This window comes from Mucilaginibacter sp. P4_A11, from assembly GCF_056402535.1.
In genome coordinates this window covers 163,757-187,797 of sequence record NZ_JBFUHE010000013.1, presented here as the reverse complement: position 1 = coordinate 187,797, position 24,041 = coordinate 163,757, and the positions used below count along the sequence as shown (strand labels likewise).

At 41.3% G+C, this 24,041-nt stretch carries 28 protein-coding genes; 19 read left to right on the top strand and 9 right to left on the bottom strand.

The genetic code is table 11. From position 1 onward, the window contains the following. The first annotated feature begins 48 nt into the window (after window positions 1-48). Window positions 49-528: an Lrp/AsnC family transcriptional regulator gene (locus tag AC1DUD_RS23100; protein WP_477378780.1), complete on the top strand. Its 480-nt coding sequence runs from the start codon at window positions 49-51 to the stop codon at window positions 526-528. A 7-nt stretch (window positions 529-535) separates the two neighbouring features. Next, window positions 536-1,492, top strand: coding sequence for an EamA family transporter (locus AC1DUD_RS23095; RefSeq protein WP_477378778.1), 957 nt, complete (start codon window positions 536-538; stop codon window positions 1,490-1,492). Window positions 1,493-1,649: 157 nt separating this feature from the next. Here the strand turns inward: AC1DUD_RS23095 and AC1DUD_RS23090 are convergent, their stop codons facing one another. Next, a complete protein-coding gene (locus AC1DUD_RS23090; RefSeq protein WP_477378776.1) occupies window positions 1,650-2,657 on the bottom strand; it encodes an ABC transporter ATP-binding protein in 1,008 nt (335 codons plus the stop codon). A gap of 181 nt (window positions 2,658-2,838) precedes the next feature. Here AC1DUD_RS23090 and AC1DUD_RS23085 point away from each other — a divergent pair, with 181 nt between their 5' ends. Then, window positions 2,839-3,048 (top strand): hypothetical protein, encoded by a 210-nt coding sequence (locus AC1DUD_RS23085; protein ID WP_477378774.1) that lies wholly within the window; start codon window positions 2,839-2,841, stop codon window positions 3,046-3,048. Window positions 3,049-3,053: 5 nt separating this feature from the next. On the opposite strand, the gene AC1DUD_RS23080 is transcribed toward AC1DUD_RS23085, so the two are convergent. Next, window positions 3,054-3,974, bottom strand: coding sequence for a ChbG/HpnK family deacetylase (locus AC1DUD_RS23080; RefSeq protein ID WP_477378772.1), 921 nt, complete (start codon window positions 3,972-3,974; stop codon window positions 3,054-3,056). Between the two features lie 302 nt (window positions 3,975-4,276). Between AC1DUD_RS23080 and AC1DUD_RS23075 the strand changes: the two genes are divergently transcribed. Beyond that, window positions 4,277-5,839, top strand: a complete 1,563-nt coding sequence (locus AC1DUD_RS23075) for a PAS domain-containing protein (protein ID WP_477378770.1) — start codon at window positions 4,277-4,279, stop codon at window positions 5,837-5,839. A gap of 70 nt (window positions 5,840-5,909) precedes the next feature. Here AC1DUD_RS23075 and AC1DUD_RS23070 read toward each other — a convergent pair whose 3' ends face one another. Then, window positions 5,910-6,371 (bottom strand): hypothetical protein, encoded by a 462-nt coding sequence (locus tag AC1DUD_RS23070; RefSeq protein WP_477378768.1) that lies wholly within the window; start codon window positions 6,369-6,371, stop codon window positions 5,910-5,912. A 201-nt stretch (window positions 6,372-6,572) separates the two neighbouring features. Here AC1DUD_RS23070 and AC1DUD_RS23065 point away from each other — a divergent pair, with 201 nt between their 5' ends. Both AC1DUD_RS23065 and AC1DUD_RS23060 read left to right on the top strand, forming a co-directional pair. Continuing rightward, the gene (locus AC1DUD_RS23065) at window positions 6,573-6,785 is read left to right on the top strand and encodes a hypothetical protein (protein WP_477378766.1); all 213 of its coding nucleotides are present in this window, start codon (window positions 6,573-6,575) and stop codon (window positions 6,783-6,785) included. Window positions 6,786-7,221: 436 nt separating this feature from the next. Continuing rightward, on the top strand, window positions 7,222-7,485 hold the full coding sequence (locus tag AC1DUD_RS23060; RefSeq protein WP_477378764.1) for a helix-turn-helix domain-containing protein: 264 nt from the start codon (window positions 7,222-7,224) through the stop codon (window positions 7,483-7,485). A 354-nt stretch (window positions 7,486-7,839) separates the two neighbouring features. Here AC1DUD_RS23060 and AC1DUD_RS23055 read toward each other — a convergent pair whose 3' ends face one another. Next, on the bottom strand, window positions 7,840-8,388 hold the full coding sequence (locus AC1DUD_RS23055) for an RNA 2'-phosphotransferase (protein WP_477378762.1): 549 nt from the start codon (window positions 8,386-8,388) through the stop codon (window positions 7,840-7,842). 30 nt (window positions 8,389-8,418) lie between these two features. Then, complete coding sequence (locus AC1DUD_RS23050; RefSeq protein WP_477378760.1) at window positions 8,419-9,480, bottom strand: helix-turn-helix transcriptional regulator; 1,062 nt, start codon at window positions 9,478-9,480, stop codon at window positions 8,419-8,421. 498 nt (window positions 9,481-9,978) lie between these two features. On the opposite strand from AC1DUD_RS23050, the gene AC1DUD_RS23045 reads away from it, so the two are divergent. The 4 genes from AC1DUD_RS23045 (at window position 9,979) to AC1DUD_RS23030 (ending at window position 14,268) form a co-directional block, all read left to right on the top strand. Continuing rightward, window positions 9,979-11,433, top strand: a complete 1,455-nt coding sequence (locus AC1DUD_RS23045) for an RtcB family protein (RefSeq protein WP_477378758.1) — start codon at window positions 9,979-9,981, stop codon at window positions 11,431-11,433. Window positions 11,434-11,648: 215 nt separating this feature from the next. After that, window positions 11,649-12,737, top strand: coding sequence for a hypothetical protein (locus tag AC1DUD_RS23040; RefSeq protein WP_477378756.1), 1,089 nt, complete (start codon window positions 11,649-11,651; stop codon window positions 12,735-12,737). Beyond that, window positions 12,724-13,470, top strand: coding sequence for a hypothetical protein (locus tag AC1DUD_RS23035; RefSeq protein ID WP_477378754.1), 747 nt, complete (start codon window positions 12,724-12,726; stop codon window positions 13,468-13,470). The genes AC1DUD_RS23040 and AC1DUD_RS23035 overlap by 14 nt, the downstream gene beginning before the upstream one ends. A gap of 48 nt (window positions 13,471-13,518) precedes the next feature. Further along, a complete protein-coding gene (locus tag AC1DUD_RS23030) occupies window positions 13,519-14,268 on the top strand; it encodes an AAA family ATPase (protein ID WP_477378752.1) in 750 nt (249 codons plus the stop codon). 31 nt (window positions 14,269-14,299) lie between these two features. Here the strand turns inward: AC1DUD_RS23030 and AC1DUD_RS23025 are convergent, their stop codons facing one another. Together AC1DUD_RS23025 and AC1DUD_RS23020 are read right to left on the bottom strand one after the other, a co-directional pair. Continuing rightward, window positions 14,300-14,893, bottom strand: coding sequence for a dihydrofolate reductase family protein (locus tag AC1DUD_RS23025; protein ID WP_477378750.1), 594 nt, complete (start codon window positions 14,891-14,893; stop codon window positions 14,300-14,302). Window positions 14,894-15,130: 237 nt separating this feature from the next. Continuing rightward, the gene (locus tag AC1DUD_RS23020; protein ID WP_477378748.1) at window positions 15,131-15,649 is read right to left on the bottom strand and encodes a hypothetical protein; all 519 of its coding nucleotides are present in this window, start codon (window positions 15,647-15,649) and stop codon (window positions 15,131-15,133) included. A gap of 369 nt (window positions 15,650-16,018) precedes the next feature. Between AC1DUD_RS23020 and AC1DUD_RS23015 the strand changes: the two genes are divergently transcribed. The 5 genes from AC1DUD_RS23015 (at window position 16,019) to AC1DUD_RS22995 (ending at window position 20,942) form a co-directional block, all read left to right on the top strand. Further along, on the top strand, window positions 16,019-16,615 hold the full coding sequence (locus AC1DUD_RS23015; protein ID WP_477378746.1) for an NUDIX hydrolase N-terminal domain-containing protein: 597 nt from the start codon (window positions 16,019-16,021) through the stop codon (window positions 16,613-16,615). A gap of 76 nt (window positions 16,616-16,691) precedes the next feature. Beyond that, window positions 16,692-17,564: a hypothetical protein gene (locus AC1DUD_RS23010; RefSeq protein ID WP_477378744.1), complete on the top strand. Its 873-nt coding sequence runs from the start codon at window positions 16,692-16,694 to the stop codon at window positions 17,562-17,564. 237 nt (window positions 17,565-17,801) lie between these two features. Further along, complete coding sequence (locus AC1DUD_RS23005) at window positions 17,802-17,984, top strand: hypothetical protein (RefSeq protein WP_243481037.1); 183 nt, start codon at window positions 17,802-17,804, stop codon at window positions 17,982-17,984. 86 nt (window positions 17,985-18,070) lie between these two features. After that, a complete protein-coding gene (locus tag AC1DUD_RS23000; protein ID WP_477378741.1) occupies window positions 18,071-19,516 on the top strand; it encodes a tetratricopeptide repeat protein in 1,446 nt (481 codons plus the stop codon). 292 nt (window positions 19,517-19,808) lie between these two features. Further along, window positions 19,809-20,942 (top strand): glycoside hydrolase family 76 protein, encoded by a 1,134-nt coding sequence (locus AC1DUD_RS22995; RefSeq protein ID WP_477378739.1) that lies wholly within the window; start codon window positions 19,809-19,811, stop codon window positions 20,940-20,942. 107 nt (window positions 20,943-21,049) lie between these two features. Here AC1DUD_RS22995 and AC1DUD_RS22990 read toward each other — a convergent pair whose 3' ends face one another. After that, window positions 21,050-21,385, bottom strand: a complete 336-nt coding sequence (locus AC1DUD_RS22990) for a hypothetical protein (protein WP_477378737.1) — start codon at window positions 21,383-21,385, stop codon at window positions 21,050-21,052. A 160-nt stretch (window positions 21,386-21,545) separates the two neighbouring features. Here AC1DUD_RS22990 and AC1DUD_RS22985 point away from each other — a divergent pair, with 160 nt between their 5' ends. Next, the gene (locus tag AC1DUD_RS22985) at window positions 21,546-21,701 is read left to right on the top strand and encodes a lmo0937 family membrane protein (protein ID WP_121227761.1); all 156 of its coding nucleotides are present in this window, start codon (window positions 21,546-21,548) and stop codon (window positions 21,699-21,701) included. Window positions 21,702-21,838: 137 nt separating this feature from the next. Next, window positions 21,839-22,186 carry a hypothetical protein gene (locus AC1DUD_RS22980; RefSeq protein ID WP_477378734.1) on the top strand — a complete coding sequence of 116 codons (348 nt, stop codon included), beginning with the start codon at window positions 21,839-21,841 and terminating at the stop codon, window positions 22,184-22,186. Here AC1DUD_RS22980 and AC1DUD_RS22975 read toward each other — a convergent pair. Continuing rightward, window positions 22,183-22,869 (bottom strand): DUF2461 domain-containing protein, encoded by a 687-nt coding sequence (locus AC1DUD_RS22975; protein ID WP_477378732.1) that lies wholly within the window; start codon window positions 22,867-22,869, stop codon window positions 22,183-22,185. The two genes, AC1DUD_RS22980 and AC1DUD_RS22975, sit on opposite strands and share 4 nt — an antisense overlap. Before the next feature lie 154 nt (window positions 22,870-23,023). On the opposite strand from AC1DUD_RS22975, the gene AC1DUD_RS22970 reads away from it, so the two are divergent. Both AC1DUD_RS22970 and AC1DUD_RS22965 read left to right on the top strand, forming a co-directional pair. Beyond that, the gene (locus AC1DUD_RS22970; protein WP_477378730.1) at window positions 23,024-23,815 is read left to right on the top strand and encodes an NIPSNAP family protein; all 792 of its coding nucleotides are present in this window, start codon (window positions 23,024-23,026) and stop codon (window positions 23,813-23,815) included. 58 nt (window positions 23,816-23,873) lie between these two features. Then, complete coding sequence (locus AC1DUD_RS22965) at window positions 23,874-24,038, top strand: hypothetical protein (RefSeq protein ID WP_477378728.1); 165 nt, start codon at window positions 23,874-23,876, stop codon at window positions 24,036-24,038. Window positions 24,039-24,041: the final 3 nt, after the last annotated feature.

The window sequence follows — 24,041 nt, the reverse complement described above, 5'->3', positions numbered from 1 at the left end:
TAATTAAAAATACTTGAATTTTATTCAATTAATAACGAATATTACTGTATGATTAACGAACCAGAAATCATTTTAGATAAAACCGACCTGCACATCTTACGATTGATGCAGGAAAATGCCCGGATCTCCAATGCCGACCTTGCCCGCGAGCTTGGCATGGCGCCTTCAGGCATACTGGAGCGTGTAAAAAAGCTGGAACAGAAAAACGTGATCCAACAATACACCACACGCATTAACCCGATAGCGCTGCAACAAAAACTGCTGGCTTTTATTTTTATGCGTGCCGCAGATGGCCCCGGAAGCGACGCTACATCAAGCGAACTTGCAAAAATACCCGAAGTACAGGAAGTACACCATATAGCCGGTGACGATTGCTACCTGATAAAAGTGCGCACTTATGATTCGGCATCGCTGATGCATTTAATGCGCACCAACTTCAGCAAAATACCCAACATTTTGAGTACCCGTACCACCATAGTACTCGAAACCAAAAAAGAACAACAACAATTGGTAATACCCGAAAAATAAATACACCATGACACCCACAACCGCAAAACCCGCATCACCCCTATTAGTTGTTATAGCTTTCGCTACTGTTTATATAGTATGGGGCTCTACTTATTTTTTTATAAAAATGGCCGTAGCCGGTTTCCCGCCGCTGTTGCTGGGTGCGTTACGGTTTGTCACGGCCGGTTTGCTATTAATGGTGTGGTGCGTAATTAAGGGCGAAAAGATCTTTGTAAAGCAAAACATATTGCATGCGGCAGTAAGCGGTTTCCTGCTATTAGTAATTGGTAACGGCGCAGTAATATGGGCCGAACAAACTTTACCGAGCGCTATGGTAGCCATTATGGTAACCTCGCCACCAATTTGGTTCGTATTGCTTGATAAGCCAAACTGGGCCACCAACTTTAAAAGCAAAAGCACCATCGCCGGCCTGATCATTGGCTTTATAGGTGTGATCCTCTTATTCCGGGACCAGATTGCCGACGTATTTGGTTCATCAGCAGGACCATCAAAACTACCGGGAATGATATTACTATTATTTGGTACGTTGGGTTGGGCTTCGGGTTCATTATATTCCAAACATTATAACACCAAAGGTTCTGTATCGGTGAATACTGCATGGCAAATGCTTGCAGCGGGTATGTTCTTCCTGCCATCAAGCTTTTTAAATAACGAGATGGGCAAAGTTCAATGGAACGCCATACCGGCGCACAGCTGGTATGCTTTAGCCTATTTGATTGTATTTGGGTCGATAGCAGCATTTAGCGCATATGTATGGCTTTTACAGGTGAGACCTGCTACCCAGGTTGGTACATACGCATACGTTAACCCAGTGATAGCTGTATTGCTGGGCGTGATTTTTGCAGGCGAACACGTGAATTTAATACAGGTTTTAGGGCTGGTTGTAATATTGAGCAGTGTGTTACTGATCAATCTATCGAAATACAGGAAGGCGAAAACAGAAGAATTAGCGGTGGCGAAGTGACAACAAGTGCTGGAACAAAAAATAAAAACCATGTCATTGCGAGCGATAGCGTGGCAATCGCATACTATACAGAACGGCCTAGCTTCCGTGCGATTGCTTCATCGTTCGTCCTCGATGACATGTTTATTTAAAAATTCCAAAGAAACAAGAGTATAAATCAACTCTCCCACTTCCCAAACTCAAAATATTTACTGATGCTGATACCCACTTTACTCCCAACGGGGTATTTACGCCTGTCGTAATTGAGCACCCGTAATGTCAGGTCATCTTTTTCAACTATGAGTTCCTCAAAAAAACCTTTGAACAATACCATTTTCACCAGCCACTTGCTACCTAAACTACTTATTTTAATATGTTCTGCATAAACAACAACAACACTACGTTTACTTTTTATGCCACAAACTTTTGCCTGGGCCGATGTTAGCCGGGTACAACTGGCAAGGATCTGCGCCGTGTACATCAGCTTAGGCGAATGATATAACTGCTCGGGGCTTCCATTTTCCACTATCTCGCCTTCTTTGAGCACGATCAGCTCATCGGCCATAGAAAGGATCTCGGCAGGATCATGCGACACCAATACTACAGTAACTTTCCATTCCTTTACTATGTACCTGATATCATGCTGTAATCCTTCACGATAGGTAGCATCAACCTGGTTAAAGGGTTCATCAAGGAGCAAAACTTCGGGGCGACTGATCAATGCCCTGGCGATAGTTACCCGTTGCTTCTCGCCCCCGCTTAGTTTACCAAATGGCATTTCCCTAAGCGGATAAATATTTAAAAGGTTCAATGCTTCGGTAACGTGGCGTATGGCGTGGCTTTGATCTTCGGCGGGCAGCCCCTCACTTATGGTATCCCATACTGATACGCGCGGGTCAAGGTCGTTGTCATGCTGGGTTACCATCCGCATAACTTTGTGGGCCTGCTGTAATCCTTTCTCCCTGCTTAACACCTGTTCTTCCTTAAAAAACACCTCGCCATGATCGGGTTCCAACGTACCGTATAATAGATTTAACAATGTAGTTTTCCCGCTGCCGCTTTCGCCAACTATAGCCGTTACCTTTCCCTTCGGAATGAAAATGGTAACGTTATTAACACCCGAAGACTTATCTCCAAAAAAGTTTTTGGTAACCGATATGGTTTCCAGTATCAAATCATCTTGCATCTATGGTAACTAATTTTCAGGCTGTTAGCGAAAAATCCGGCCAAAGGTTAACCGTTCCGGATTCAGGCTTCTAATCTAAAGAAAAGTTGAAAGCTAAAAAACTTTATATAGCAGCCAAGGCGATAAATTAAAACAAATGGCCGTAAAATTCATTCATGTAAAGTAGCCCAATCATAAAACCATGAACAAAACTATAGGGATCCTGCTTATCATCGTTGGCGCGGCCATGCTCATCTGGACTGGCTTTACTTACACCAAAAAAGAAAAGATCATTGATGCCGGCCCAATACAGGTATCGGCAGACAGGGAAAAAACTGTTAACTGGCCACCTTACCTTGGCGGATTATTTGTTATTGGCGGCATTGTTGTAATCGCCGTTTCAAAAAAATAAAGTATCTATTTATTGTCGACAGGTTTAAGTACGCTGATATCCTTACCTGCAAGCAACTGATCATAATTAATAAGTTGAAACTTTTTGCCGATCATGGCTGCAAACTCCGGCGAGAGCAAAGCGCTGAGTTCAGTTTGGCGGTGCAGACTGGTAAGCGGCTTACCTTCTTTTGAGTTCATCATGTTACTGTTCATATCCACCAATACATCCATTTCGGGGCTTGGAGTAGCAGTATGCAGCACCATCATATTAGGCTTATCAGGGTTTAATTTGGTTATGTATGCCAAAAATGCTTCCTTTTTCGTGGCGATAGGCTCGCCCCACATTTCCTTATAAGTTTCGCCGAAGTAAGTTACGCTGCTTAAGGTTGATATGGCAAGTTTATATTTGTGCGCCAGCTTTTCGGTAAGGGCCCGTAATTCGGGAGTGGAAAGTGCTATACCCATATGCGGATCGATATAGGTTATTTTTAATCCTGATGCCTGCGCCCTTTCTATTTGTGCCGATAATTCGGTTTCGATTTCGCTGAGCTTATACCCGCTTTTAGCAAACGCCCTTGTTGATTGCGGAAAATACCCGTTTGAATCAACCAGGCTTGGAACAGCCGTACGACCGGTTACCGGTCCCCAGCGGTAATTTTTCCATTCGGATGTGAGCGTAAGATGAACCCCGACCGTAACATTAGGATATTGCTTCAATATTTCAACGGCCTCCTGGTACCAGGGACATGCAAACTGCACCGAAGCCGAAAGCGGCATACCCGTTTGTGCAGCCTTGAGCATGGCCATATTTACAGAATGGTTCATACCGATATCATCCAGCCTGATCAATAAACGCGGAAGCTTATTACCGGTTTGCTGAGCCGATACACCTCTAACAAAAGCGCTACCAATAAGAATAAAAGCTAATATGAGTATCCTTTTCATAATTTTACATGATTAAAAGCAGTATTAATGTCAGGCAAACAGAAAAACACAGACAGTTAAACCTCATAAATATCTCATTATGAGCATAAATAACAAGAATTAAATTAAACATTATAGCACATTGTTACATAACAACATCAAAGCCCGTACAACCTATGTGTTTATTCAATATATTAGTAAACTGACGGTACTACATCTATGCCTTACCTTTTGCCTTACATTGCCCTTGCGTTATATACCGTACGGCCCGTCCAACAACAAAGTAGTAGATTAATTGACATTTCAGTAAGAAGAAAAAACTGATGCGCATCTGGCAGGCCCACAAAAGTACTATTACCCAAAACTGTTCGGGCGATTCGGCCCAGTTACACGGCCTTCCCTATTGGAGCAACAAATTATTTGCCACCATGATGATATACCTGTTCCCGCTGTTCCTGATAGCGCTGGTGCCGGGTGTGTATATGAGTATTATTAGTCACCTGTATATGCTGGCTGCTTTTGATATATTTATTGTAGTTAGCATTACCGCTTCAGTATTGTTACCGGGCATGAGTATTAAGGCGCGCAAGTCATGGTTTATTGGTTTGCTATACCTTTTAGCAGTTGGCTTACTCTATTACCTTGGCTGGTATGGGCCAGGGCTATTGTATTTACTGGCACTGACCTTTTTTTGCCTGCTGGTTTTTCATGGCGAGCATCCATTTTGTACGGTGTACGCCAATGCAGTTATATGCGTATCAGTAGGGATTTGTATCCATTTCAATCTATTAAAAAACGGCATTAGCTTGCAATACACACTTGGTTCGTGGATAGCTGTATCAAGCAACCTGATCATACTATGCACTGTTATTGCCATATTACTGCCCATGCTGTTTAACGGCCTGCAGCAAAGCAATAATCGCTTTGAAACCGTTGCGCAGGCTACCAGTGATACCATTTGGGATTGGGATATAGCAAACGATACCATTGTATATAACTACGGCATGAGCCATGTATTTGGACATCAATTGAATGAGACCAGGGATGTAAATAAATGGCTGAAAAACAAACTTCACCCCGCCGATCTTGACTTAATTAACAAACAAATAAACAAAGCATTAAAAAACGGTGACACCCTATTACAGTTGAGCTACCGCTTTTTATGCGCAGATGGAAAATATAAGCACGTGTTTGACCGGGCGTTTATTGTCAGGGACTCCACTACAGGTACCCCAATAAGGGTTATCGGGGCGATGCAGGATACCACCCGCCAAAAAGAAGAGGAGCAATGGCTCAGACTTACCGAGTCGGCATTGCGGTATGCTACGGATGCAGTAGTAATTGTTGAGGCCGACCCAAATAGCAATCTACAACGAAAAATTGTATATGTAAATGAAGCCTTTACATATATCACCGGCTACAGCCAATGGGAGGTTACAGATACCTTCATCGATATTTTATGGGGCGCTAACAATCCCTTGCCTGATACGGGCGAGATGATTGACACCTTTGAGCACAACGGGCCTTTTGAAGTTGAAGTTATTAACTACAAAAAGAATGGCGAACGATACTGGAGCAGTAAATCAGTGTCGCCGGTTAGGGATAATACAGGCAAAACAACCCATTGGATCTCGATTGAACGGGATGTTACCCAATTAAAAGATCACGTAAGCGCTGTTGAAAAGCAAAACATCCAGTTAAAGGAAATTGCCTGGACCCAGGCCCATATTGTACGCGCTCCCGTTGCCCGTATCATGGGGCTTGCTGACCTGTTGGGAGATCACCTTGATCACAATCCTGATGCGACCGAATTGGCAAAATTCATTACCATGTCGGCCCTTGAACTTGATGACATAGTAAGAGAAATTATCAAAAAATCAGAATAGTGAACACTTACGAAGTTTTCCAAACCTCGTAAGTGTTAATCGTAGTGTTGTGATTAAGGTTTCAATTTTGTTAGGACGAAACCAGATCAGGGTTATGGTTTACCTGGCTAATAGTAAGTGCCTGCTGAATATTAAGTCCGGCACCTTGCTGATCTGACATCCATTTTTGGATGAGGGCATTTAAAGTGTTTAGCTGACTTGCGTAAGCATCGGGATTTGCACCTTTCAACTTTGCTAAATAAGTTACAGCGTCGGCTATCTTTTCCTTATCTGTCTTGCCGTCTTCCTGTACGGCCCAATTCAATTCGGTAACCACTTTGGGTAACCATGTTTTAATACCATCCACAATTACTGCTGACGCCGGCACCAGGGTTTCGAGTGTTGTTTCCAAAAATTGTCCGGCTTCGCTTGCCTCTATATTTTTAAGTGTGTTAGCAACTTTGTCGGCTACAGTAATGATTTCATGCACAACGTCTGAAGCGTTGTGGAACAGGGATTTTACATGGTCCCACAGGTTTTTTAAAAAAGACATAGGTTGTAATTTAAGGTTTATATAAATTGATATTGATTAGTTCACACGGATGCTCCGAAATAGGGCTTGTCCATTAGTTTAATAAACTATAATATGATAACCCTGTTAACCGGCTTTAATTAGAGAAAATAAAATTGACAATAAAAACACCCTGATAGTGTAGTGTTTATACGCTTTCGGAATGCGGTTTTTACGCTATTTATGGATATCATCGCCGTTATCAATGCTTTATTGATCGTCCCCACCACACAATACAGTAATATAGGCAATTACGATCACCTGATGATAGACGATCTGAAACAAGCGGCTATTATTGTAGCCCCATTTGTGTACCTGGCCAGTATCCGCCCAGAAATGCTGTCAAGGAAACCTATTGAAATTGAAACCGAAACCTTTGCTTTTGATGAATTTTAGAAAACAGCTCCGGTGTACCTTAAGAACAAAAGCGAGTCTGTAACATAAATCATGATCAGCCTCGTTTTTTTTGACTTATCCAGATACTTAAGCGATATATAGTTTTGGGTTAGATTGACTCTATTAACAAAGGGGGGTTAACAGGGTTAACACAATTCAGGGTTAATATTTATTTATATATCTAACAATCAATTAATTACATGTTTTTTTTTCAAAAATCATGTTAACCCATTTTTGTATAAATATTATCGGCTAAATTTCAATTTACAGGTAACACACACCAAGGGTTGTCAATTTGATATATGATTCAGCCTCATGTTTTTTTTAAGATCGCCCGCGTTACTGTTTTATAGGTATAGGTATTAATGAAACTTCGTAAAATCCAACGTTATAAAAATTTCGTAATTTGATATAATTTATATTATTAATATAATATATGAAAAAAATTAGCATACCTCATGAGGAGATCAGGATTAGAGTTAAGCAGATAACAGATAATATCAGAACGTTAAGGGAAAACAGGAATTATTCGCAGGAATATATGGCGGGGCGACTTTTCATCTCCCAAAACACTTACAGCAAGCTTGAACTCGGTTATACTGGCCTTACACTCGAGCGGCTTATTTTAATCGCGGGAGTTTTAAATGCGGATATTATAAGCCTGGTAAGCCCTCTTGTGCACATCAATGGAAAAACATAAAGGATACTTTTCAGCAGGCTCTGTTTTGATCACGGAGCCTGCTCTAAAAAAGGGTAAACGGTTAAGAACGGTTAACAGGCTTCAGCATCCGCCTTTGCTCAGCCCTTTTGCTTAACCAGCATTTTACAAATGAGTTGATCATAATGCCCATGATACAGCAGGCAACCAATACGTAAATAATCAGGATGTGTTTTGGCATTTCAGTTTACAATTTCCTAAATGTAACAGCTTTGCTACATAAACTGCAAGCGTTTTTAAAAATAAAGTTTCGACTATTTTGGTACAAAAGTCAAGACAATGTCATTTTCAAATTTCGAAATTCGGATGTTCGATTTCGGATTGCGCAGGCTTAAATCAGTATTTTCTGATAAAATCTGTCGGTACAAAGTCAGTAAGCCACACCTTATTTTCCGACAGATAAAACTTGTATCCCAAGTGGTGCATCTCCCCTGCCGCAACCGTTAACACTACAGGCTTACCATGCCGCTGACCAACCTTTACTGCTGTTTCCAGATCGCTGCTCAAGTGTACATGTTGCCGGCTCTGCTTTTCGATCCCTGCTTGAAAAATGGCTTCAACCGATTGGCTTCCAGTGCCGTGATACAGCACATCAGGAGGCGTTTGTGGTTCATAACCAAGCTCTACTTCAACCGAATGGCCCTGGCTGGCGCGGATCTTTTGCCGCGTATCATCAAACGCGAAACGCCTTTTAGCATTGGTTTCAACTATATGGTTTAATACTTCTGGCGTAATAATGTTACCATGTGCACCTGCTTTCTGCAGCAATTCATCAACAGCAATCCATCCCTGTTCATCAAGCTTAACGCCTATCAGTTCGGGTTGGTGGCGTAATACCAGGCTTAAAAACTTGCTTAGCCTGGTGGTTTCTTTTTCAGTTAACATAATAGAACCAAGATAAATAAACTCTCGAATTTATGAATTCAGCAGGCTACTCAAATTCCTTCCATGCGGGATAGGGCTATCACCCGAATACTGATCCAATGATTTGCGAAGCAAGTCCCTCATTTGCTTAACCAATATCCGCGGACCAAGCACCTTCAATTTAGGCCCAAAACCAAGCAACTCACGTTCCAGCTCAAAATTCATGATCACCTTGATACTGAATATAGTTCCATCTGCCGTAATCTTCAGTATTTTTTGCGTGTGGTGCAATGGCTTAGTAACAACATACGGAGCGTTTTTATCATCTACCCAAAAAATAACTTCACCGTCGCGCTGCCCCGGCGATTTGGTTACGCCCAGCACATCGTTATAATAGGTGGCAAGGTTGATCCGGGTATTTTCAATGTATTCGTCGGCATGCACCTCAACGGTCTGGATCCTGTCAAGTGCCAATGTAAGCAGCGGCTTATTCCTGATATGTGATACCCCCAGTGCAAACCAGCGGTTCCGGTACTCCTTCAACAAATAAGCGCTGAAGCAAAACGTACTGGCCTCCCGGGCCTTAAATGATTGGTAAGTAACGCACAGCGTATTCTTAGCCACAATAGCCTTGCGGATGATCTCTATCCACTCCAAACCCTTCAGGTTGTCATTCTTTTCAAAATCGACCACGGGCGTCCTGTGTGTTTTCTGGCTGTAGATCTTATCTTCCAGTTTGGTTACCATTTCATTAAGATCGGCAAAATGGCCCAGGCCTTTAAACTGGCCCAGCAAACCGGCCACCTCGCTAAGCACCTGCATATCCTGGTTATTGAGCGGGATGTTATTGATACTGTAACTTTTATCCGAATAGGTATAGTATTTTTTTTCAACCACCACAATGGGCGCTTCATACCCCAGCTTATTACTGCGCATCATCTCAATATCAGCCTGTACGGTGCGGCGGCTTACCCCGCTGTCGATACCCTGGTACTCGTACAAGGCTTCGGAGCAGGCTTCAATCAGGTCGTCAAGTGTCCATTGTTTGCGGCGGTTTTGCAGGCAGCTGTCGATAGTTCGGTAGCGGATAAGGGCGTTGCGGTTTACGGGCATATTTTGATTTGGGATTTCGGATGTTTACCACCCGTCATTGCGAGGTACGAAGCAATCGCGAACTGTACAGGGAGATTTGCATAGCTGCTCTGCTTGCTGGGGATTGCTTCGTACCCAATAATAACATAATTGTAAATCATTGATTATTAAGTATATTTTTTGGTCATTTTAGAAATATGGGCGTTGCCTGCGGCCGTGCTATCCGCTCATACTGCACAGGCATTAGCCACAAGGCCGGTATCCGCTCCTATCACTAACGCGGCCCCCGCGCACTATCGTTAAAATATATTTTATAGGTCATCACGTTTATTTTCCGGATTTCCCTGATGCTCACTGACGATGACGGCATAAACAACGACCATTTTTTTTATAATATTATTAAATTATTTTTCACTACGCAAATACATTGCGCAGTTGCAATTTTACTTTGTATCATTAAATAACAAAAGCAGCTAATCAAGAAACTCCTCCGCCAATTGGCGGAGGTTCAGGAGCGCTATGGAAAAGATAAAAATAAGCAACAACGAACTAACCTCATTAGGTATTAACGACGTAAAAATATTAGAGAACTTTAGCCGTGTGGCCAATGGCCTGTTAAAACATGGCGTAATGGATAAAGAACAGATTCTGGCCAATCTGGAAGCCCTTATTGACGATCCGATGCCCTACGCCCTTAAAAAAGGCGGTAAGTTCAAGAACCTGGCCGAAGCTGTGATTGATCTGCGTAAAGAAGGCAAATTCATGAAACAGCCACGAACCAACTTCGCCCTGAAACAGGAGATAGCCGATTTCCCGGTTTATGGTATTGAACATATTGAGGTTGGTGCATTGGCGCAGATGAAAACAGCTGTTAAATTACCCATAGCTATTGCAGGTGCCTTAATGCCCGATGCGCACCAGGGTTACGGGCTACCGATTGGTGGTGTATTGGCTACAACTGCCAATACCATTATCCCTTTTGCGGTTGGGGTGGATATTGCCTGCCGTATGTGCCTGAGCATTTTTGATTTGCCTGCCGGTGTGGTTGATACCGAAACCGATATGCTTAAAGGTCTTTTGCTTAACCATACCAACTTTGGTATTGGCGGGGTTACCAAAACGCATTTTGACACCTCGCTATTCGACAGGCCGACATGGAGCGAAACCAAGGTGATCCGTAACCTGAAGGATAAAGCCTATGCCCAGTTGGGAACATCAGGAACCGGTAACCACTTTGTGGAATGGGGTGAGCTCACCGTTGCCGAAGGCGCGCTTGAAGGTATCCCGGCGGGTAGTTATTTGGCATTGTTGTCGCATTCAGGCTCTCGCGGGTTTGGGGGTAACATTGCCGACCATTACTCAAAAATTGCCATGAGCAAAACCAAACTTCCGCAGGAAGCCAAACATTTGGCATGGTTAAATTTAGATAATGACGAAGGGCAGGAATACTGGATTGCCATGAACCTGGCCGGCGATTATGCCAGCGCCAACCACCACGAGATCCATAACAAGATAGCACGTGCGCTTAACCTTAAACCGGTAATGATGATTGAAAACCATCACAATTTTGCCTGGAAAGAACAGCTTGCCGATGGTACCGAAGTAATGGTACACCGAAAAGGTGCAACCCCTGCCGGCGAAGGCGTATTGGGTATTATTCCCGGCAGTATGAGTACACCCGGCTTTGTGGTGCGCGGTAAAGGAGATGCAGCTTCTATCAACTCGGCATCGCATGGTGCAGGCCGTTTAATGAGCCGAAGCGCTGCTTTTAAAACTGTAGATCCGGCAGCAGTTGCCGCCAATCTTGTAGCTAAACGCATCACCTTAATAGGAAGCGACCTTGACGAGGCACCGATGGTATACAAAGATATCCATACCGTAATGGCCGCCCAGCATGATTTGGTTGATGTACTGGCAAGTTTTCAGCCAAGGATTGTAAGGATGGCTGATGCTAAGGAAAAGCCAGAGGATTAAATCTATGCCTGTAGTCTCACGATTATGGGCGTTAGATGCGAGGATAAAACACTGACATTGTAATTGTTATTATTTCAAAGTATATTCGTTCATAATCATAATATCATTAATATGAGCTTCATAAACTGTTCAACTTGTACGACGCTTATTCCTAACGAATCAATTTCTGTTTTAACTGTGGGACACGAGTAAAATGTTCCTCTTGCAATTCTTTAGTGATAAAAGATTCTAAGTTTTGCTTTCAGTGCGGAACTCCTGTAAGAATTGAAACGAAAGAAAAGGAAACAGATAAAAATACTGTTGTTTATAAGCGTACAAAAGATGAGCTTTTCTGTGAAGTCTCATTGACAAATGAAGTGGGCAAAGAAGGAATTAAAGGGTTAATTCAAAATTTAACAGGTAATCAAAACGTCATCTACAATCAGTTAGGAAGCATAGACATTTCAGATACAGAACAATTTGACGTCCCCAATTTAAATGAATCTGAACCTACTCAAGTGAATGAGATTGGCCATAAAAAAATGCTTATTGACGAAAACTCATCACAATTCCCACATCTGAATGATGTCGAAATGAATGTTAACTGTTCGGAGTCGKAATGGATTTTAATTTACGCTTTTTACGAAAGCGATTTTTCCAAAAAAACATTTACAAAAGAAAAAGTGTACGAAAGATATATGTCCAAAAGAAAAACTGATTCACATGTTTCTAATTTTTCTAAAAATTGGAGAAGTTTATTTAAAAACTATTTTGTGACTATAAACGACTCTGAGATTAAATTTAGAGGAGAAAATCTAACCTATTTACAAAATCTCATAAATAATAAAGAAAAGGGATCAGCAAGGCATATTTCCAAAAAAAAGAACATTAAAACTCAATCTGGAGTATCTGAAATTGAACAAAAAAATTCTAAAGATGTGCCAGCTAAGACAAAGGGGAAACCTTCAAGCTTGCCAAGTTATACTTTAGTAAATGATCTAAATCTATATCCATCGGGAAAGGAAAGTTTAAAAAACTTTTATAACCAATATAATGTCACCACTTCTTCAAAGGTTATTTTAATAATTGTGTATTATTTGGAAAAGCATTTACAAGTCTCCAATATAGGCATCAATACTATATATACTTGTTACAAAGAAATCGGATTACCTGTTCCTGATATACATTCTGCTTTAGGAAATATAAGTCGAAAAGACCAATATGTTGACACATCAGATCGTAACAACCTTAAAATCACCATTCTGGGAGAAAATCAGATAGAGCATAAAATGAAGAAAAATCAAAACGTAAATGACAATAAGTAATTTTATAGATAGAACTGATTCATTTGATTCACTTTCGCAAATAGAACAAACCAAGTTGGTTTCTTACTTTTACAATGTTGTAAATAACAAAAATGTTTTTACCTCAACAGAGATAAAAAACTGCTTTATTGAGGAAAACTTAAAAGTCCCAGCAAATGTCGCTCACTATTTTATAAAACTCTCCGAAGGAAGAAATCCCATTTTTCTCAAAAAAGACACTTCATATACTTTTCATAGGACAATCAAGAAAGAACTCGATAATCTTTATTTAGAAAACCAACATTCGCAAAACATATCCACAGCGTTACGCAACCTACTGCCCAAGTTAACAAGCTCAGAACAAAAACAGTTTTTAGAGGAAGCTGTGATTTGCTTCGAAACAAAATGTTATAGGGCTTCAATAGTCATGACTTGGCTCTTAACAATGGATGCAATATATGAAGTAGTTCTGAATGGAAAATTAACTATGTTCAACAGCGCTATCCAATCTCATGGTAAATACAAAAAAATAGTTGTAGCAAAAAAGGAAGACTTCTCGGATATAAAAGAATCAGATTTCATTGAACTTTTAAGAGTTGGTAAAATCATCTCAAACGATATTAGAAAAATCTTAGATGAAAAACTCAATTTTAGAAATACCGCTGCCCATCCAAATACGATAACTATAAAAGAAACAAAAGCAATTTCTTTCATAGAGGATTTAGTTGAAAATGTCATTTTAAAAACAGCCTGAAGTATCGTCCTTACAGCATCGAGTCCGAATCCCTATCTTTACCCTACCATGGAAGCCAAACCTTTCCTTAAAGAAATCCAACTGAAACGTGAGATGGTGCCATCTTTCAATACCTATCCATTTCAGATCCCGGCTATCAGGAATTTAAACTCATTGAAGTTCCATCCCGATATTACTTTTATCATCGGCGAAAATGGTTCGGGAAAATCAACGTTGATAGAGGCTATCGCTTTGCAGATGGGTTTCAGTACCGAGGGCGGCTCAAAAAACGCACAGTTTCAAACACATAATAATTCATCGGAGCTTTTCAACTATTTAACCGGGATTAAAAGCTTCAAAAAGCCAACCGATTATTTCTTTCTGCGCGCCGAAAGTTATTACAACCTGGCTACCTATATGGAAAATGCCTATGAAAGCGAAAAAGATCGGGATACATTTGAAAGACAATACGGTGTAAGATCACTTCATGAATGCTCGCATGGTGAATCGTTCATGGCTACGCTAACTAACAGGCTTACCGGCAACGGACTTTATATATTTGACGAACCGGAGGCCGCCTTATCGCCAAACCGACAAATGGCGGCACTCTCGCTTATCAATACATTGGTAAATGAAAATTCGCAATTTATAATCGCTACCCACTCCCCCATTTTATTAGCTTATCCGGGCGCTACCATTTACCAGTTGGATGATTCTGGCATCAAACAGGTGCGCTACGAAGAAACCGAACACTACATGGTTACCAAACATTTCCTAAACAACTATGCGGAAATGACGCGAATCCTTTTTGGCGAATAATTGTTCATTACAAGGGAAAGCAACTATAATGTTAAGCTCCAATAGTGCCGGTCTTAACTTCACCTGCCCGTTTGTAATTGGCAAAGATCACCCCATCTGGTGTAACGGTGCTTTCTGTTAATTCAAATGCTGCGGGAGTAGCTTCATCGTTAAACAGTTTTTTTCCTTTACCAAGCAGTACCGGGTAAGTTTTGAGCCAAAGCTCGTCTACCAGGTCGTGTTTCAGCAGCAATTGAACAAGTTCGCCACTGCCCCAAACTTTGATGTCGCCACCTTCCGAGTTTTTGAGTTTTTCAATATCGGCTACGCTTGTAAGAAATTCTGTATTATTCCAGTCGGACTTTTTAATGGTATTGGAGAGCACGTACTTTTTAACATCATTGATGCCCGGCCAGTAATCTGCATGTTGGGGCCAGTAAGACGCAAAAATATCATAGGTTTTCCTGCCCAGCAGAATGTCTGTAGCTTCCATCTGCTTCTGCATGATCTTGCCTGAAATTTCATCTCCGTAAGGTGCAGACCAACCGCCATATTTAAAACCACTTGATAGATCTTCTTCCGGACCACCTGGTGCCTGCATTACGCCATCTAATGTTATAAAAGTTAAAACAATGATCTTTCTCATACAATTTTATCTCCTGTTATAGTTTAGTTTAAAACTTGTTTTTGTATGATACAAATCTCATCAATAAGGCAATAAGGCCTACGGTGTGTATGCGACAAATGATAGGATGAATGCGACAGATAAGAAATTGTAAAAGAAAGCTTCAGGATTGGGACTTATAAATGCAGCGCTAATGCTACAAAATGTCAAACCCGTTATTGTACTGTCAGAAATGCCGGTAACAATATTGAATACACTTTAAAACCAACTTTTAAGTTTACCTGTCATTTTATCCTCCTCCGGCAATTCATGTAATTCCGTTTTACCGAATATCAATTCGTCAATTCCGGCAGAAATATCGTTAGCTACCCCTCCATGCCTGATCAAACTGAGAACCCAATTAGCGCCGCATAACCATAGAAAAGCAGCTATGCCTATCCACCAGGGGCCTCCAGTTGCTAATGCAAAAACTTCCATAATAGTCGATATTATTGATGTCACAATAAATAGCTCCCGCATATTAATTTGATAGTCGAGAAACCAGCAATTGTTTTTAAAAACCAAATAAAAGATGCCGTTGTCGACACTACCGAATAAAGAGCCTCTTAAATTGGATGTTGAACCCTTATAGCAAACAGTCATGTCTTCTACAATAACATTATCTGCTTTGTCTTCTAATATCCTCTTTTTTATATATTGTAATATCTGCTCCTTGTTATCAGGCGTTATCATCGTTTTTAGGGGTCTATCAAAACGTGCAGAAAAAGGGAAGGTCATTATTAACAAACTTTGTATGAAGATAGCAGAATATTTTTACAGTATTTGAGAGATCTAAGATTTGAGAATGCAGAACAAAAAACACGATAATATGAAGTAAAGCTGTGTTTGTGACCCCGGAGAGATCCGAACTCTCGACTCGGTGATTAACGTACCGGAAGTTTTATGGATAATTCAGGAGAATATTAAGTGTGCTCCCGGAAGGAGATTCGAACTCGTACATCCCTAAACCCAATCTGCCGGGAAACGGTTCCAAGCGATCCACTATGTTTAAAAGTACTATATTTCTTCTACCTGCAAATACTAAACAGTGATTTTATAATTTCTTTACCCCGTTATATAGGCTGTTAACTATATTGCGCATACCGTATGAAAAAGAACTATATCGATCTGCTTGAAAACATCTATGCCCTGGCGCAAACCGGCATCAGGTATACCAAAAGCCCTTTCGACATGGAGCGTTACCAAAAGCTGCTTGATATAGCCACCCAGGAATATAGCGAATTTACCGGTCTGCAAACCGAAGCTTTAAAGGAGCGGTTTAACAAAGACCTGGGATATGCAACACCCAAAATAGGTGTTAACGGGATCTTGTTTGATGAGCATGGCCATTTACTGGTTGAACATCGCAGCGATGATTTATTATGGGGATTGCCCGGCGGCTGGGTTGATATTGGAGAAGACCCGGAAACGGCCATCAAACGAGAGTTTTGGGAAGAAACCCGGTTGATTGTTGAGCCCGTTGAGATTATCAAATTTATTACCGTTCCCGCCGGGCAGTTTGGACAACCACACAGCTCCGTACAGGTACTCTATTTGTGCAAATATATCAGCGGCCATATCGAAACATCTTTAGAGAGCCTTGAAATTAAATTTGTCGATCCGGCCGAAATAACCAGTTGGCACAAAAATCACTGGGAGCATGTACAAGCAGGCGTAGCACATTTTCATAACAGGAATAAGTAAGCCTGATGCCAATCCCTACCATAAATGACTAAAACGAACAACAAATATAAATCCTAACACACTTATCTTTAGGTAGATGAAATCTACCTGCCGGCATTTTATTATCATATTACTCATAGCCGCTTTTGCCGCCTGCAAAAAGGACAAGCCGGTTAAAGTGCCTGATCCACCCGTTACGCCCAAAGTGTTTAGTTTGACGCAGGTTTATCAAACTGGTCTTGAAAGCTGGTACAAAAGCGATACGATATTTTATACATACGATGCTCAAAAGCGGTTAACTCATATCAGCCATATTGCCTACCAGTTTCCGGCAAAAACAAACGTAGATTTTACTTATGACGGCAATCGCATAACTTCCGAAGTATATGACGACGGTCAAAATTACCAGTATACCGAAAACTACCATTACAATGCTCAGGGACGGGTAACATACATTGATCATATCAATAAATATGCATTCCTGCCCAACGGCACCAAAGTACTCAACACCGAGATTGAACATACTGATACTTTCACTTACGATGCCCAGGGCAGGATTGTGCTGATGGACAGGCACTATCCCAATATTGGTTTACCATCTCAAAATATCCATTACAACACAACATATGAGTATGATGCGCAGGGCCTGCTGACAAAATCGGTTATCTACACCAATCAGGATACCTTAAATAACATATACGTAACGTTCACAAAATTTACAGATAAGCTTGAATTTAATGCCCAGGCGCTTAATTATTTTTTTGATTTTAACATGCACCCTTTGGTACTGGCGCAACTGGGCAGGTTACCCTTATCCATGCGGTTATACTACAGCAGTGATAAACTTGATCACGCGGGCTGGGAATATGAATTGATTATGACCGAAACCAGAATCAGCCATATCCATTTAACAACCAAGCCTACCCCTGCCCACCCTTTTATTTTTGATTACACCCTGATTTATCAATAAGCCATTCCGAAGGCAAAAACATTAAATATATCATGTTTGTGCCCCGGCTTTATAATCCTTCAATCCAATATCGGTAACCCGGCTCACCAGCGCAGCTGCACTTTCATTTAAAAACATTTCACATTCACTTCACATAATGCGTAAAAATTTGACTATCAACAAAATATAAGCGTATATTTATATACCTGCACTTGTAACAATTAGCTGAACTCAAATCGATTTTAAACATTTACAGCCATGAGCGCATCAACTAAAGCATTCGACAAAAACACCTCTATGGGTTTTAGGGACAAAAATACCTCAATGGGTAAATTTGCTGATGATGAAACAGGCCTTGAGCCGGAAAACGAAGGGGCAGACGGATTTGCAGGTTCGCCGGAGCCGGACGACGCAACCGAAGAGCCTTCAATGGATAGTTAGGGAACAGATTTAATAAACCGGTGCCATTACCCTGTACATCATAACCCCTTCAGGAAACAGGGGTTTTTGTTTCATTAAATAAATTTATGCTAAACCACATACTAAAGGGGATGGTTTGCGTATGCCTTTTAACAGGTATAGCCCAAAATACCTATGCTCAAAAAAACACGCTAAACCAGTTAAGATCGCAAGCAAATCAACATAAAAATGATACTGCGGGTGTCGCTCCGTTAATACAACTAAGCCGGCAATTACAGGCCACCCGGCCTGATAGTGCACTCGTTTATGCCCAACAGGGGCTTGAACTGGCCCGAAAATTCTCATTCAAAAAAGGCGAGGCCGATTGTATGAACAGGCTGGGCGTAGTTTTATGGAAAAATGGCAAGTATGATCAGGCCCTTTCTTTTTTACTCAACTCATTAAAAATACGCGAAGAAATTAACGATCGCCTGGGCATTTTAAAAAGCCTGAGTGACATAGGCATTGTTTACTCCGATCAGATGGACAATGTAAAAGCCTTATCCTACCATTTTAAAGCCAAAGCCCTGGCCGAAGAACTGCACGAAACGGCGCGCCTGGGAATTATCCTGGCCAATATCGGTAACTGTTATATTAAACTTAACAAGGTTGATTCGGCTTTAAATTATGAGATGCAGGCTTATACCATAAAGCAAAACCTGAAGGATACGGCTACCATGCCAAATACCTTATCCATTTTGGGCGACATTAACTACAAAATGGGGCATACCGCCCTGGCGCTTGATTATTATCGCGTGAGCGTGAATTATGCTAACAAAATAAACGATCAAAACAGTCTCGCCGACAGCTACAACAGCATAGCACAACTCTATAAACAAACAGGCGTCGTCGATTCAAGTGTATATTATGCTACGCTGGCCCTTAATGTTGCCAAAACTGCAATGTATCCCGAAGGGATTTTTCATGCCACCAATTTGCTTACCGATGTGTACAAGGGTAAAAACGAGCATCTGGAACTGCTTTATTTAAAAACCGCCCTTGCCGCGAAGGACAGCATGTTCAATGCCGAAAAAATTAAGCAGATCCAGACATTAAGTTTTAACGAAGCCGCCCGCCAGGAAGAAATAGCCGAAGAAAAGCACCGCGACGAAGAAGCCCGGATAGTTAATCTGCAAATGTTTGGCATTGCTGTGTTTATACCTACATTTTTCCTGGTAGTATTGTTCCTGAGCAAAAGCCGCACTCACCGTAAAGTGATTGAGTTTATGAGTGTATTATGCCTGCTGCTGGCCTTTGAATTTATTACCCTGCTTATCCACCCTTTTGTTCAGCGCCTCAGTAACCACTTACCTGTGCTTGAGCTGGTGATCCTGGTATGCCTGGCCTCCGTACTGGTACCTTTTCATCATAAGCTCACCCATTTTATGCGTGAACGATTGGTACACGGTCACCAACATCAGCACCAGCAGCCACAAACTGCCGCCCCAGCATCCTCATCAGAGAAAAAGGAAAATAAATCGCCCGCCGCAAAACGTAAACCTGCACAAAGTTAAAGTAGCTTTATTAGCTGTAGCTGGCAGCTAATACACAGTGACGTTAAAAAAAACTTTACGACTTCGCGTCTTCGCGAGAAAACATTCGCTAAACACTAAATAACACGGCCCTCCCCGGTTAAAATCGCGGTTAAAAATTGGGTTAATGATTTTTTGTAGGTTAAAACGTTAGATAGCGGTCGTTTTTTACCCTATCATTGCCTCGCCAGTAACAATTAGCCAATAATTGAAAACGAACCTTATTACGCTACCAGTCATAGCTAAGCCTATTTACTAACCAACATCTATAATTATGAAAAAAACGATCTACTTTTTGATCCTGAGTATGTTTATTGCAATGGTAAGTTGCAGTAAGGGAAAGGATGCTTCACCTGTTACCTCAAAGCCCAATACAGGTACCACTACCCCAACCGATAATAGTATCGGTTTCAGCAGTGCCGATGCCGACCTCGCTTATACAGCTTTCAATAACGCCTTTTACGACTCGAATAATAAACTTTATTTCAGCACCACTAAAAAAGATGGTGTGGCCGCCATTTGGACGCAAGCCGTTTACTGGGATATGGCCATGAATGTTTATGAACGCACCAAAGCCCCGGCACAGCTCACCCGCATTGGTGATATATACCAGGGCAATTACAATCATTACGACGGCTACAACTGGAACAATACTGCTGTTTGGTTCATTTACGATGACATGATGTGGTGGGTTATTGCCCTGGCGCGCGCCAACCAGCTTACCGGCAATACTGCTTATCTTGATAAAGCAAAAGCCGGGTTTGACAGAGTTTGGAATGGCTCATACGACCCAATAGATGGCGGTATGTTCTGGGATTTTCAGCATAGCGGTAAAAACTCATGTATCAACTTCCCAACTGTTATTGCAGCCATGAAGCTGTATAGTATCACCAAAGATGCTTCATATCTTGATAAAGCCAAATCTATCTATTCATGGTCAAAAACTAATTTGGTTGATGCGTCGGGCAAAGTGAACGATAATAAAATAGGCAATAACCCTCCGGGAGGGCAGGATTATACCTATAATTCAGGCACGGCCATTGGTGCTGCTATGGCATTGTACAAGCAAACCAACGATGTTACTTTCCTTAACGATGCCAAACTATATGCCGATTATGTAAAAAACAATCTGTGTACTAACGGCATCCTACCCGCGGAAGGCGATTTTAACGAGCAAGGTGTATTGAAAGCTATTTTTGCCCAATATATAGTACAACTGATCAATGACGGTGGCCAAAACCAATACCTGAGCTGGATCCAAACCAACGTTAACACCGGATGGAAAAACCGCGATGGCCGTAACCTGACTTACCGTAACTATGCTGTAAGTACCCCAACTGGCGATATCCAATCATACGAAGCCAGCAGCATAGTAACCTTTATGCAATTGATACCACCTACGAAGTAAATAAGCTATAATTAATTTCACGCAAAGGCGCGAAGACGCAAAGATATTTCTCTGTGACTTCGCGCCTTTGCGTGCTTATAATATATGCATTGAATTGTATTACGAGATTAAATCGACCACATTTGTGGTGTATCCCTGAAATGATTGATCTCTTCAATTACTTCCAGCACTTCATCTGGCGAAAGCTCATCTTCACCATCAGCAACATAGCTAAACACTTTGCCAGGCTGTTCAAATGTAATGCAACCAAGGTAATCAGGGTTATCCTTTCTGTTTACCTGCAAAAGCTTATCAGGCTGATTAAGTTTGCCTAAAACCGAGGTGTCCCGACGATAAATGCCATAGGTATAAGTTAGTACCGGATGTCCATCTGCATGGGCATCGCTGTCCGGTGTTATAATAAGAGCTAAATTTTTAGCTATAGTGATAAAGAATGGTTTCATATGTGATAGCAGTAAGAACTAATATGTTAGCAAGAGCAATGCCACAACCTTTATTTCGATCAAATTAATTTAATATCAACGTAAATAATATTTTTCAATAAAGATTGATTTATGGCATGATTTTTAAAGTAATACAAATAACAAACTAAAACATCAAACTATGAGATCACTATTGTATATCATCGCAGTTATCCTGATTATAGGATGGGCGGTCAGCGTATTTGCCTATTCGGCAACAGGGTTAATCCATACATTATTAGTAATTGCCGTAATTGCATTTTTATTAGGTGTTATCAGGAACCCATCAACAGTTTAAAATTAATACCGATCTTATAAACAAACGGAGCGCGGGCCAAAAGCCCGCGTTTATTTTTTTGCTTTTTCGCTAAACTAAAATAGTATCACACAAACCTCAATAACGTTTGTTTATCAATACAAATAAGCTTTACTACTATGACATTAAGCGACGAAGAATTCAGGGAAGAATATAAGCCACTGCACATTCCCTCACATTTTGACCAGCAGGATACCCAACAAAACAAAGCCATTTATGCGCTTGCGCGAATTGGCCATGGTTCGGTAAACGAGGTATTAAAAGAGCTGGAAATACTGCAGCCGGGCTTTGTTAGTGAACAGGTTGCCGCATTAGTTGAAGCCACTTTCGCTAATCTGTATAACAAGGGATTGCTTAAAGGCGATGAACACAACGGAGAGATGCAATACAACCTTAGCAAAATTACTGAAGCTAACGATGGATTGACGGATACAGGTGACATTAACCACACGCCTCAAAATACCTAATCCTCTTCTCCGTTTACATTTGCGGTAAGTACATCACTCATATAGTCAAAAAACGGGCGCATACTTTTAAAGGTATCAGAAGCCGTGTTTATGAAATCGGGCCCTAAAGCTTCCTCATCAGCAAAACGCCGCCTTACCAAAAACTGTTTATAGCGCAACAGATCAATAGCCTCGTGATCTGCAGCATAACCTTTGGGGGCGGTTTTCAATTGTTCACCTTCCAAAACGCCAAAGGTTGTAGTAAATTCTTTACTGTTTATGATTTGTTTTAAGGGCGATGGATCAAAGGCAATATCATCGCGGATACGCTTCAGATCGGGCTTATCAGGCGCCCAAAAACCACCGGCAATAAACGTATTTCCAGGCTCAAGGTGAAAATAATAGCCGCCACGACGATGCTTGCCTGCTCGTTTGAAATTACCGCTCCAGTTAGTTTTAAAAGGCGTTTTATCCTTCGAAAAACGAATATCGCGGTAAATTCGGTGCAAAGCCTTTTTTGCGCTGGGCGTTTCAATAACATCATGGGTGTTAACCAGGTTTAATAATCCTGCAGTGAAATCTTCCACCAATTCAAGCTGCTGTTGATAAGCCTCTTTATTTATGGCAAACCATTCGCGATTATTGTTCTGTTTCAGTTGCCTCATAAAATCAAAGCTTGAGGCGGGTAATATTAGCTGGCCCATAGTTAAAAATGATCTGCAAAAAGCATGATGGCCAAATTAGAGAAATTTGCTGCCCGCCCAAAACCGAATCCAACTGTATTGTTTAATAATACATTCAAATGAGAAACTCAATTTTAATTCAAAAACCTATCTTAGCCAAACAATCAAACCTATTATGAAAAGGCGCTCCTTTGTTAAATCAACCCTGTTAACTGGTGTTACCGCAACTGTTTTACCTGCTATGAGCAAAGCTACTGAAACTGCCCCCAAGGCTGCCGAATACTACGAACTAAGGATATATAACCTTAAAAGCCCGGAACAACAAAAACTGGTAGAAGATTTTTTGAAAGACACCGCCATACCCGCCCTTAACCACCTGGGTGTAAAACACGTAGGTGTATTTACCGAAATGAAACCCGAAAGCCAAACCAGGCTTTTTGTATTGGTGCAATTTAACAGCCTTGCCCATTTCAGTACAGTGACAGATAGTTTTGCGGGCGATGCAGAATTGCAGGCCAAAGGAGTTGCTTACCTTAACGCCCTGGCTGCATCTCCGGCCTATGAACGGATTGAAAATTCATTGTTAAAAGCATTTGTACACATGTCTCACCTGGAAGCACCCGAAAATAAAGCGAGGATCTTTGAATTGAGGCAATACCAAAGCGCTACTGAAGCCGCCGGCAAAAAGAAGATCGAAATGTTCAACGATAAGGGCGAAATAGATGTATTTAAGCGCCTCGGCTTTAAGCCTGTTTTCTGGGGCGAAACCTTGATAGGCTCACAAAGGCCTAACCTTACCTACATGATTACTTTCGATGATCTTGAGGCCAAAAACGCACATTGGAAAGCTTTCGGCAGTGACCCGGAATGGAAAAAGATCAGCGCTGTACCCGAATATGCCGATGCCCTGCTGGTTAATAAAATAACATCAACCATGCTGGTACCGACAGCTTATTCGCAGATTTGATTAAGCTTTTAAGATTTCGTCATGTAGCCTATTTTTCATAAATTTGATTAGCTACAGTATGGAGAAAAACAAGCAGACACTCAGTGAAGCTGAGATTGAACTTCTGAAAGAAGCATTGAAACGAAGCTATAAGGAACGCTTTGAAATGGCCACCCGCTTGTACAAAATCCAGCAAACCATGAGCAAGGCTTCGATAGTGCATAAACCCTTTATCAGCAAATAATTT

What these genes read in the sequence shown, in the direction of transcription:
- AC1DUD_RS23100 (WP_477378780.1), top strand. Translation starts at nt 49, where the DNA reads ATGATTAACGAACCAGAAATCATTTTAGATAAAACCGACCTGCACATC.
- AC1DUD_RS23095 (WP_477378778.1), top strand. Translation starts at nt 536, where the DNA reads ATGACACCCACAACCGCAAAACCCGCATCACCCCTATTAGTTGTTATA.
- AC1DUD_RS23090 (WP_477378776.1), bottom strand. Translation starts at nt 2,657, where the DNA reads ATGCAAGATGATTTGATACTGGAAACCATATCGGTTACCAAAAACTTT.
- AC1DUD_RS23085 (WP_477378774.1), top strand. Translation starts at nt 2,839, where the DNA reads ATGAACAAAACTATAGGGATCCTGCTTATCATCGTTGGCGCGGCCATG.
- AC1DUD_RS23080 (WP_477378772.1), bottom strand. Translation starts at nt 3,974, where the DNA reads ATGAAAAGGATACTCATATTAGCTTTTATTCTTATTGGTAGCGCTTTT.
- AC1DUD_RS23075 (WP_477378770.1), top strand. Translation starts at nt 4,277, where the DNA reads ATGCGCATCTGGCAGGCCCACAAAAGTACTATTACCCAAAACTGTTCG.
- AC1DUD_RS23070 (WP_477378768.1), bottom strand. Translation starts at nt 6,371, where the DNA reads ATGTCTTTTTTAAAAAACCTGTGGGACCATGTAAAATCCCTGTTCCAC.
- AC1DUD_RS23065 (WP_477378766.1), top strand. Translation starts at nt 6,573, where the DNA reads ATGGATATCATCGCCGTTATCAATGCTTTATTGATCGTCCCCACCACA.
- AC1DUD_RS23060 (WP_477378764.1), top strand. Translation starts at nt 7,222, where the DNA reads ATGAAAAAAATTAGCATACCTCATGAGGAGATCAGGATTAGAGTTAAG.
- AC1DUD_RS23055 (WP_477378762.1), bottom strand. Translation starts at nt 8,388, where the DNA reads ATGTTAACTGAAAAAGAAACCACCAGGCTAAGCAAGTTTTTAAGCCTG.
- AC1DUD_RS23050 (WP_477378760.1), bottom strand. Translation starts at nt 9,480, where the DNA reads ATGCCCGTAAACCGCAACGCCCTTATCCGCTACCGAACTATCGACAGC.
- AC1DUD_RS23045 (WP_477378758.1), top strand. Translation starts at nt 9,979, where the DNA reads ATGGAAAAGATAAAAATAAGCAACAACGAACTAACCTCATTAGGTATT.
- AC1DUD_RS23035 (WP_477378754.1), top strand. Translation starts at nt 12,724, where the DNA reads ATGACAATAAGTAATTTTATAGATAGAACTGATTCATTTGATTCACTT.
- AC1DUD_RS23030 (WP_477378752.1), top strand. Translation starts at nt 13,519, where the DNA reads ATGGAAGCCAAACCTTTCCTTAAAGAAATCCAACTGAAACGTGAGATG.
- AC1DUD_RS23025 (WP_477378750.1), bottom strand. Translation starts at nt 14,893, where the DNA reads ATGAGAAAGATCATTGTTTTAACTTTTATAACATTAGATGGCGTAATG.
- AC1DUD_RS23020 (WP_477378748.1), bottom strand. Translation starts at nt 15,649, where the DNA reads ATGACCTTCCCTTTTTCTGCACGTTTTGATAGACCCCTAAAAACGATG.
- AC1DUD_RS23015 (WP_477378746.1), top strand. Translation starts at nt 16,019, where the DNA reads ATGAAAAAGAACTATATCGATCTGCTTGAAAACATCTATGCCCTGGCG.
- AC1DUD_RS23010 (WP_477378744.1), top strand. Translation starts at nt 16,692, where the DNA reads ATGAAATCTACCTGCCGGCATTTTATTATCATATTACTCATAGCCGCT.
- AC1DUD_RS23005 (WP_243481037.1), top strand. Translation starts at nt 17,802, where the DNA reads ATGAGCGCATCAACTAAAGCATTCGACAAAAACACCTCTATGGGTTTT.
- AC1DUD_RS23000 (WP_477378741.1), top strand. Translation starts at nt 18,071, where the DNA reads ATGCTAAACCACATACTAAAGGGGATGGTTTGCGTATGCCTTTTAACA.
- AC1DUD_RS22995 (WP_477378739.1), top strand. Translation starts at nt 19,809, where the DNA reads ATGAAAAAAACGATCTACTTTTTGATCCTGAGTATGTTTATTGCAATG.
- AC1DUD_RS22990 (WP_477378737.1), bottom strand. Translation starts at nt 21,385, where the DNA reads ATGAAACCATTCTTTATCACTATAGCTAAAAATTTAGCTCTTATTATA.
- AC1DUD_RS22985 (WP_121227761.1), top strand. Translation starts at nt 21,546, where the DNA reads ATGAGATCACTATTGTATATCATCGCAGTTATCCTGATTATAGGATGG.
- AC1DUD_RS22980 (WP_477378734.1), top strand. Translation starts at nt 21,839, where the DNA reads ATGACATTAAGCGACGAAGAATTCAGGGAAGAATATAAGCCACTGCAC.
- AC1DUD_RS22975 (WP_477378732.1), bottom strand. Translation starts at nt 22,869, where the DNA reads ATGGGCCAGCTAATATTACCCGCCTCAAGCTTTGATTTTATGAGGCAA.
- AC1DUD_RS22970 (WP_477378730.1), top strand. Translation starts at nt 23,024, where the DNA reads ATGAAAAGGCGCTCCTTTGTTAAATCAACCCTGTTAACTGGTGTTACC.
- AC1DUD_RS22965 (WP_477378728.1), top strand. Translation starts at nt 23,874, where the DNA reads ATGGAGAAAAACAAGCAGACACTCAGTGAAGCTGAGATTGAACTTCTG.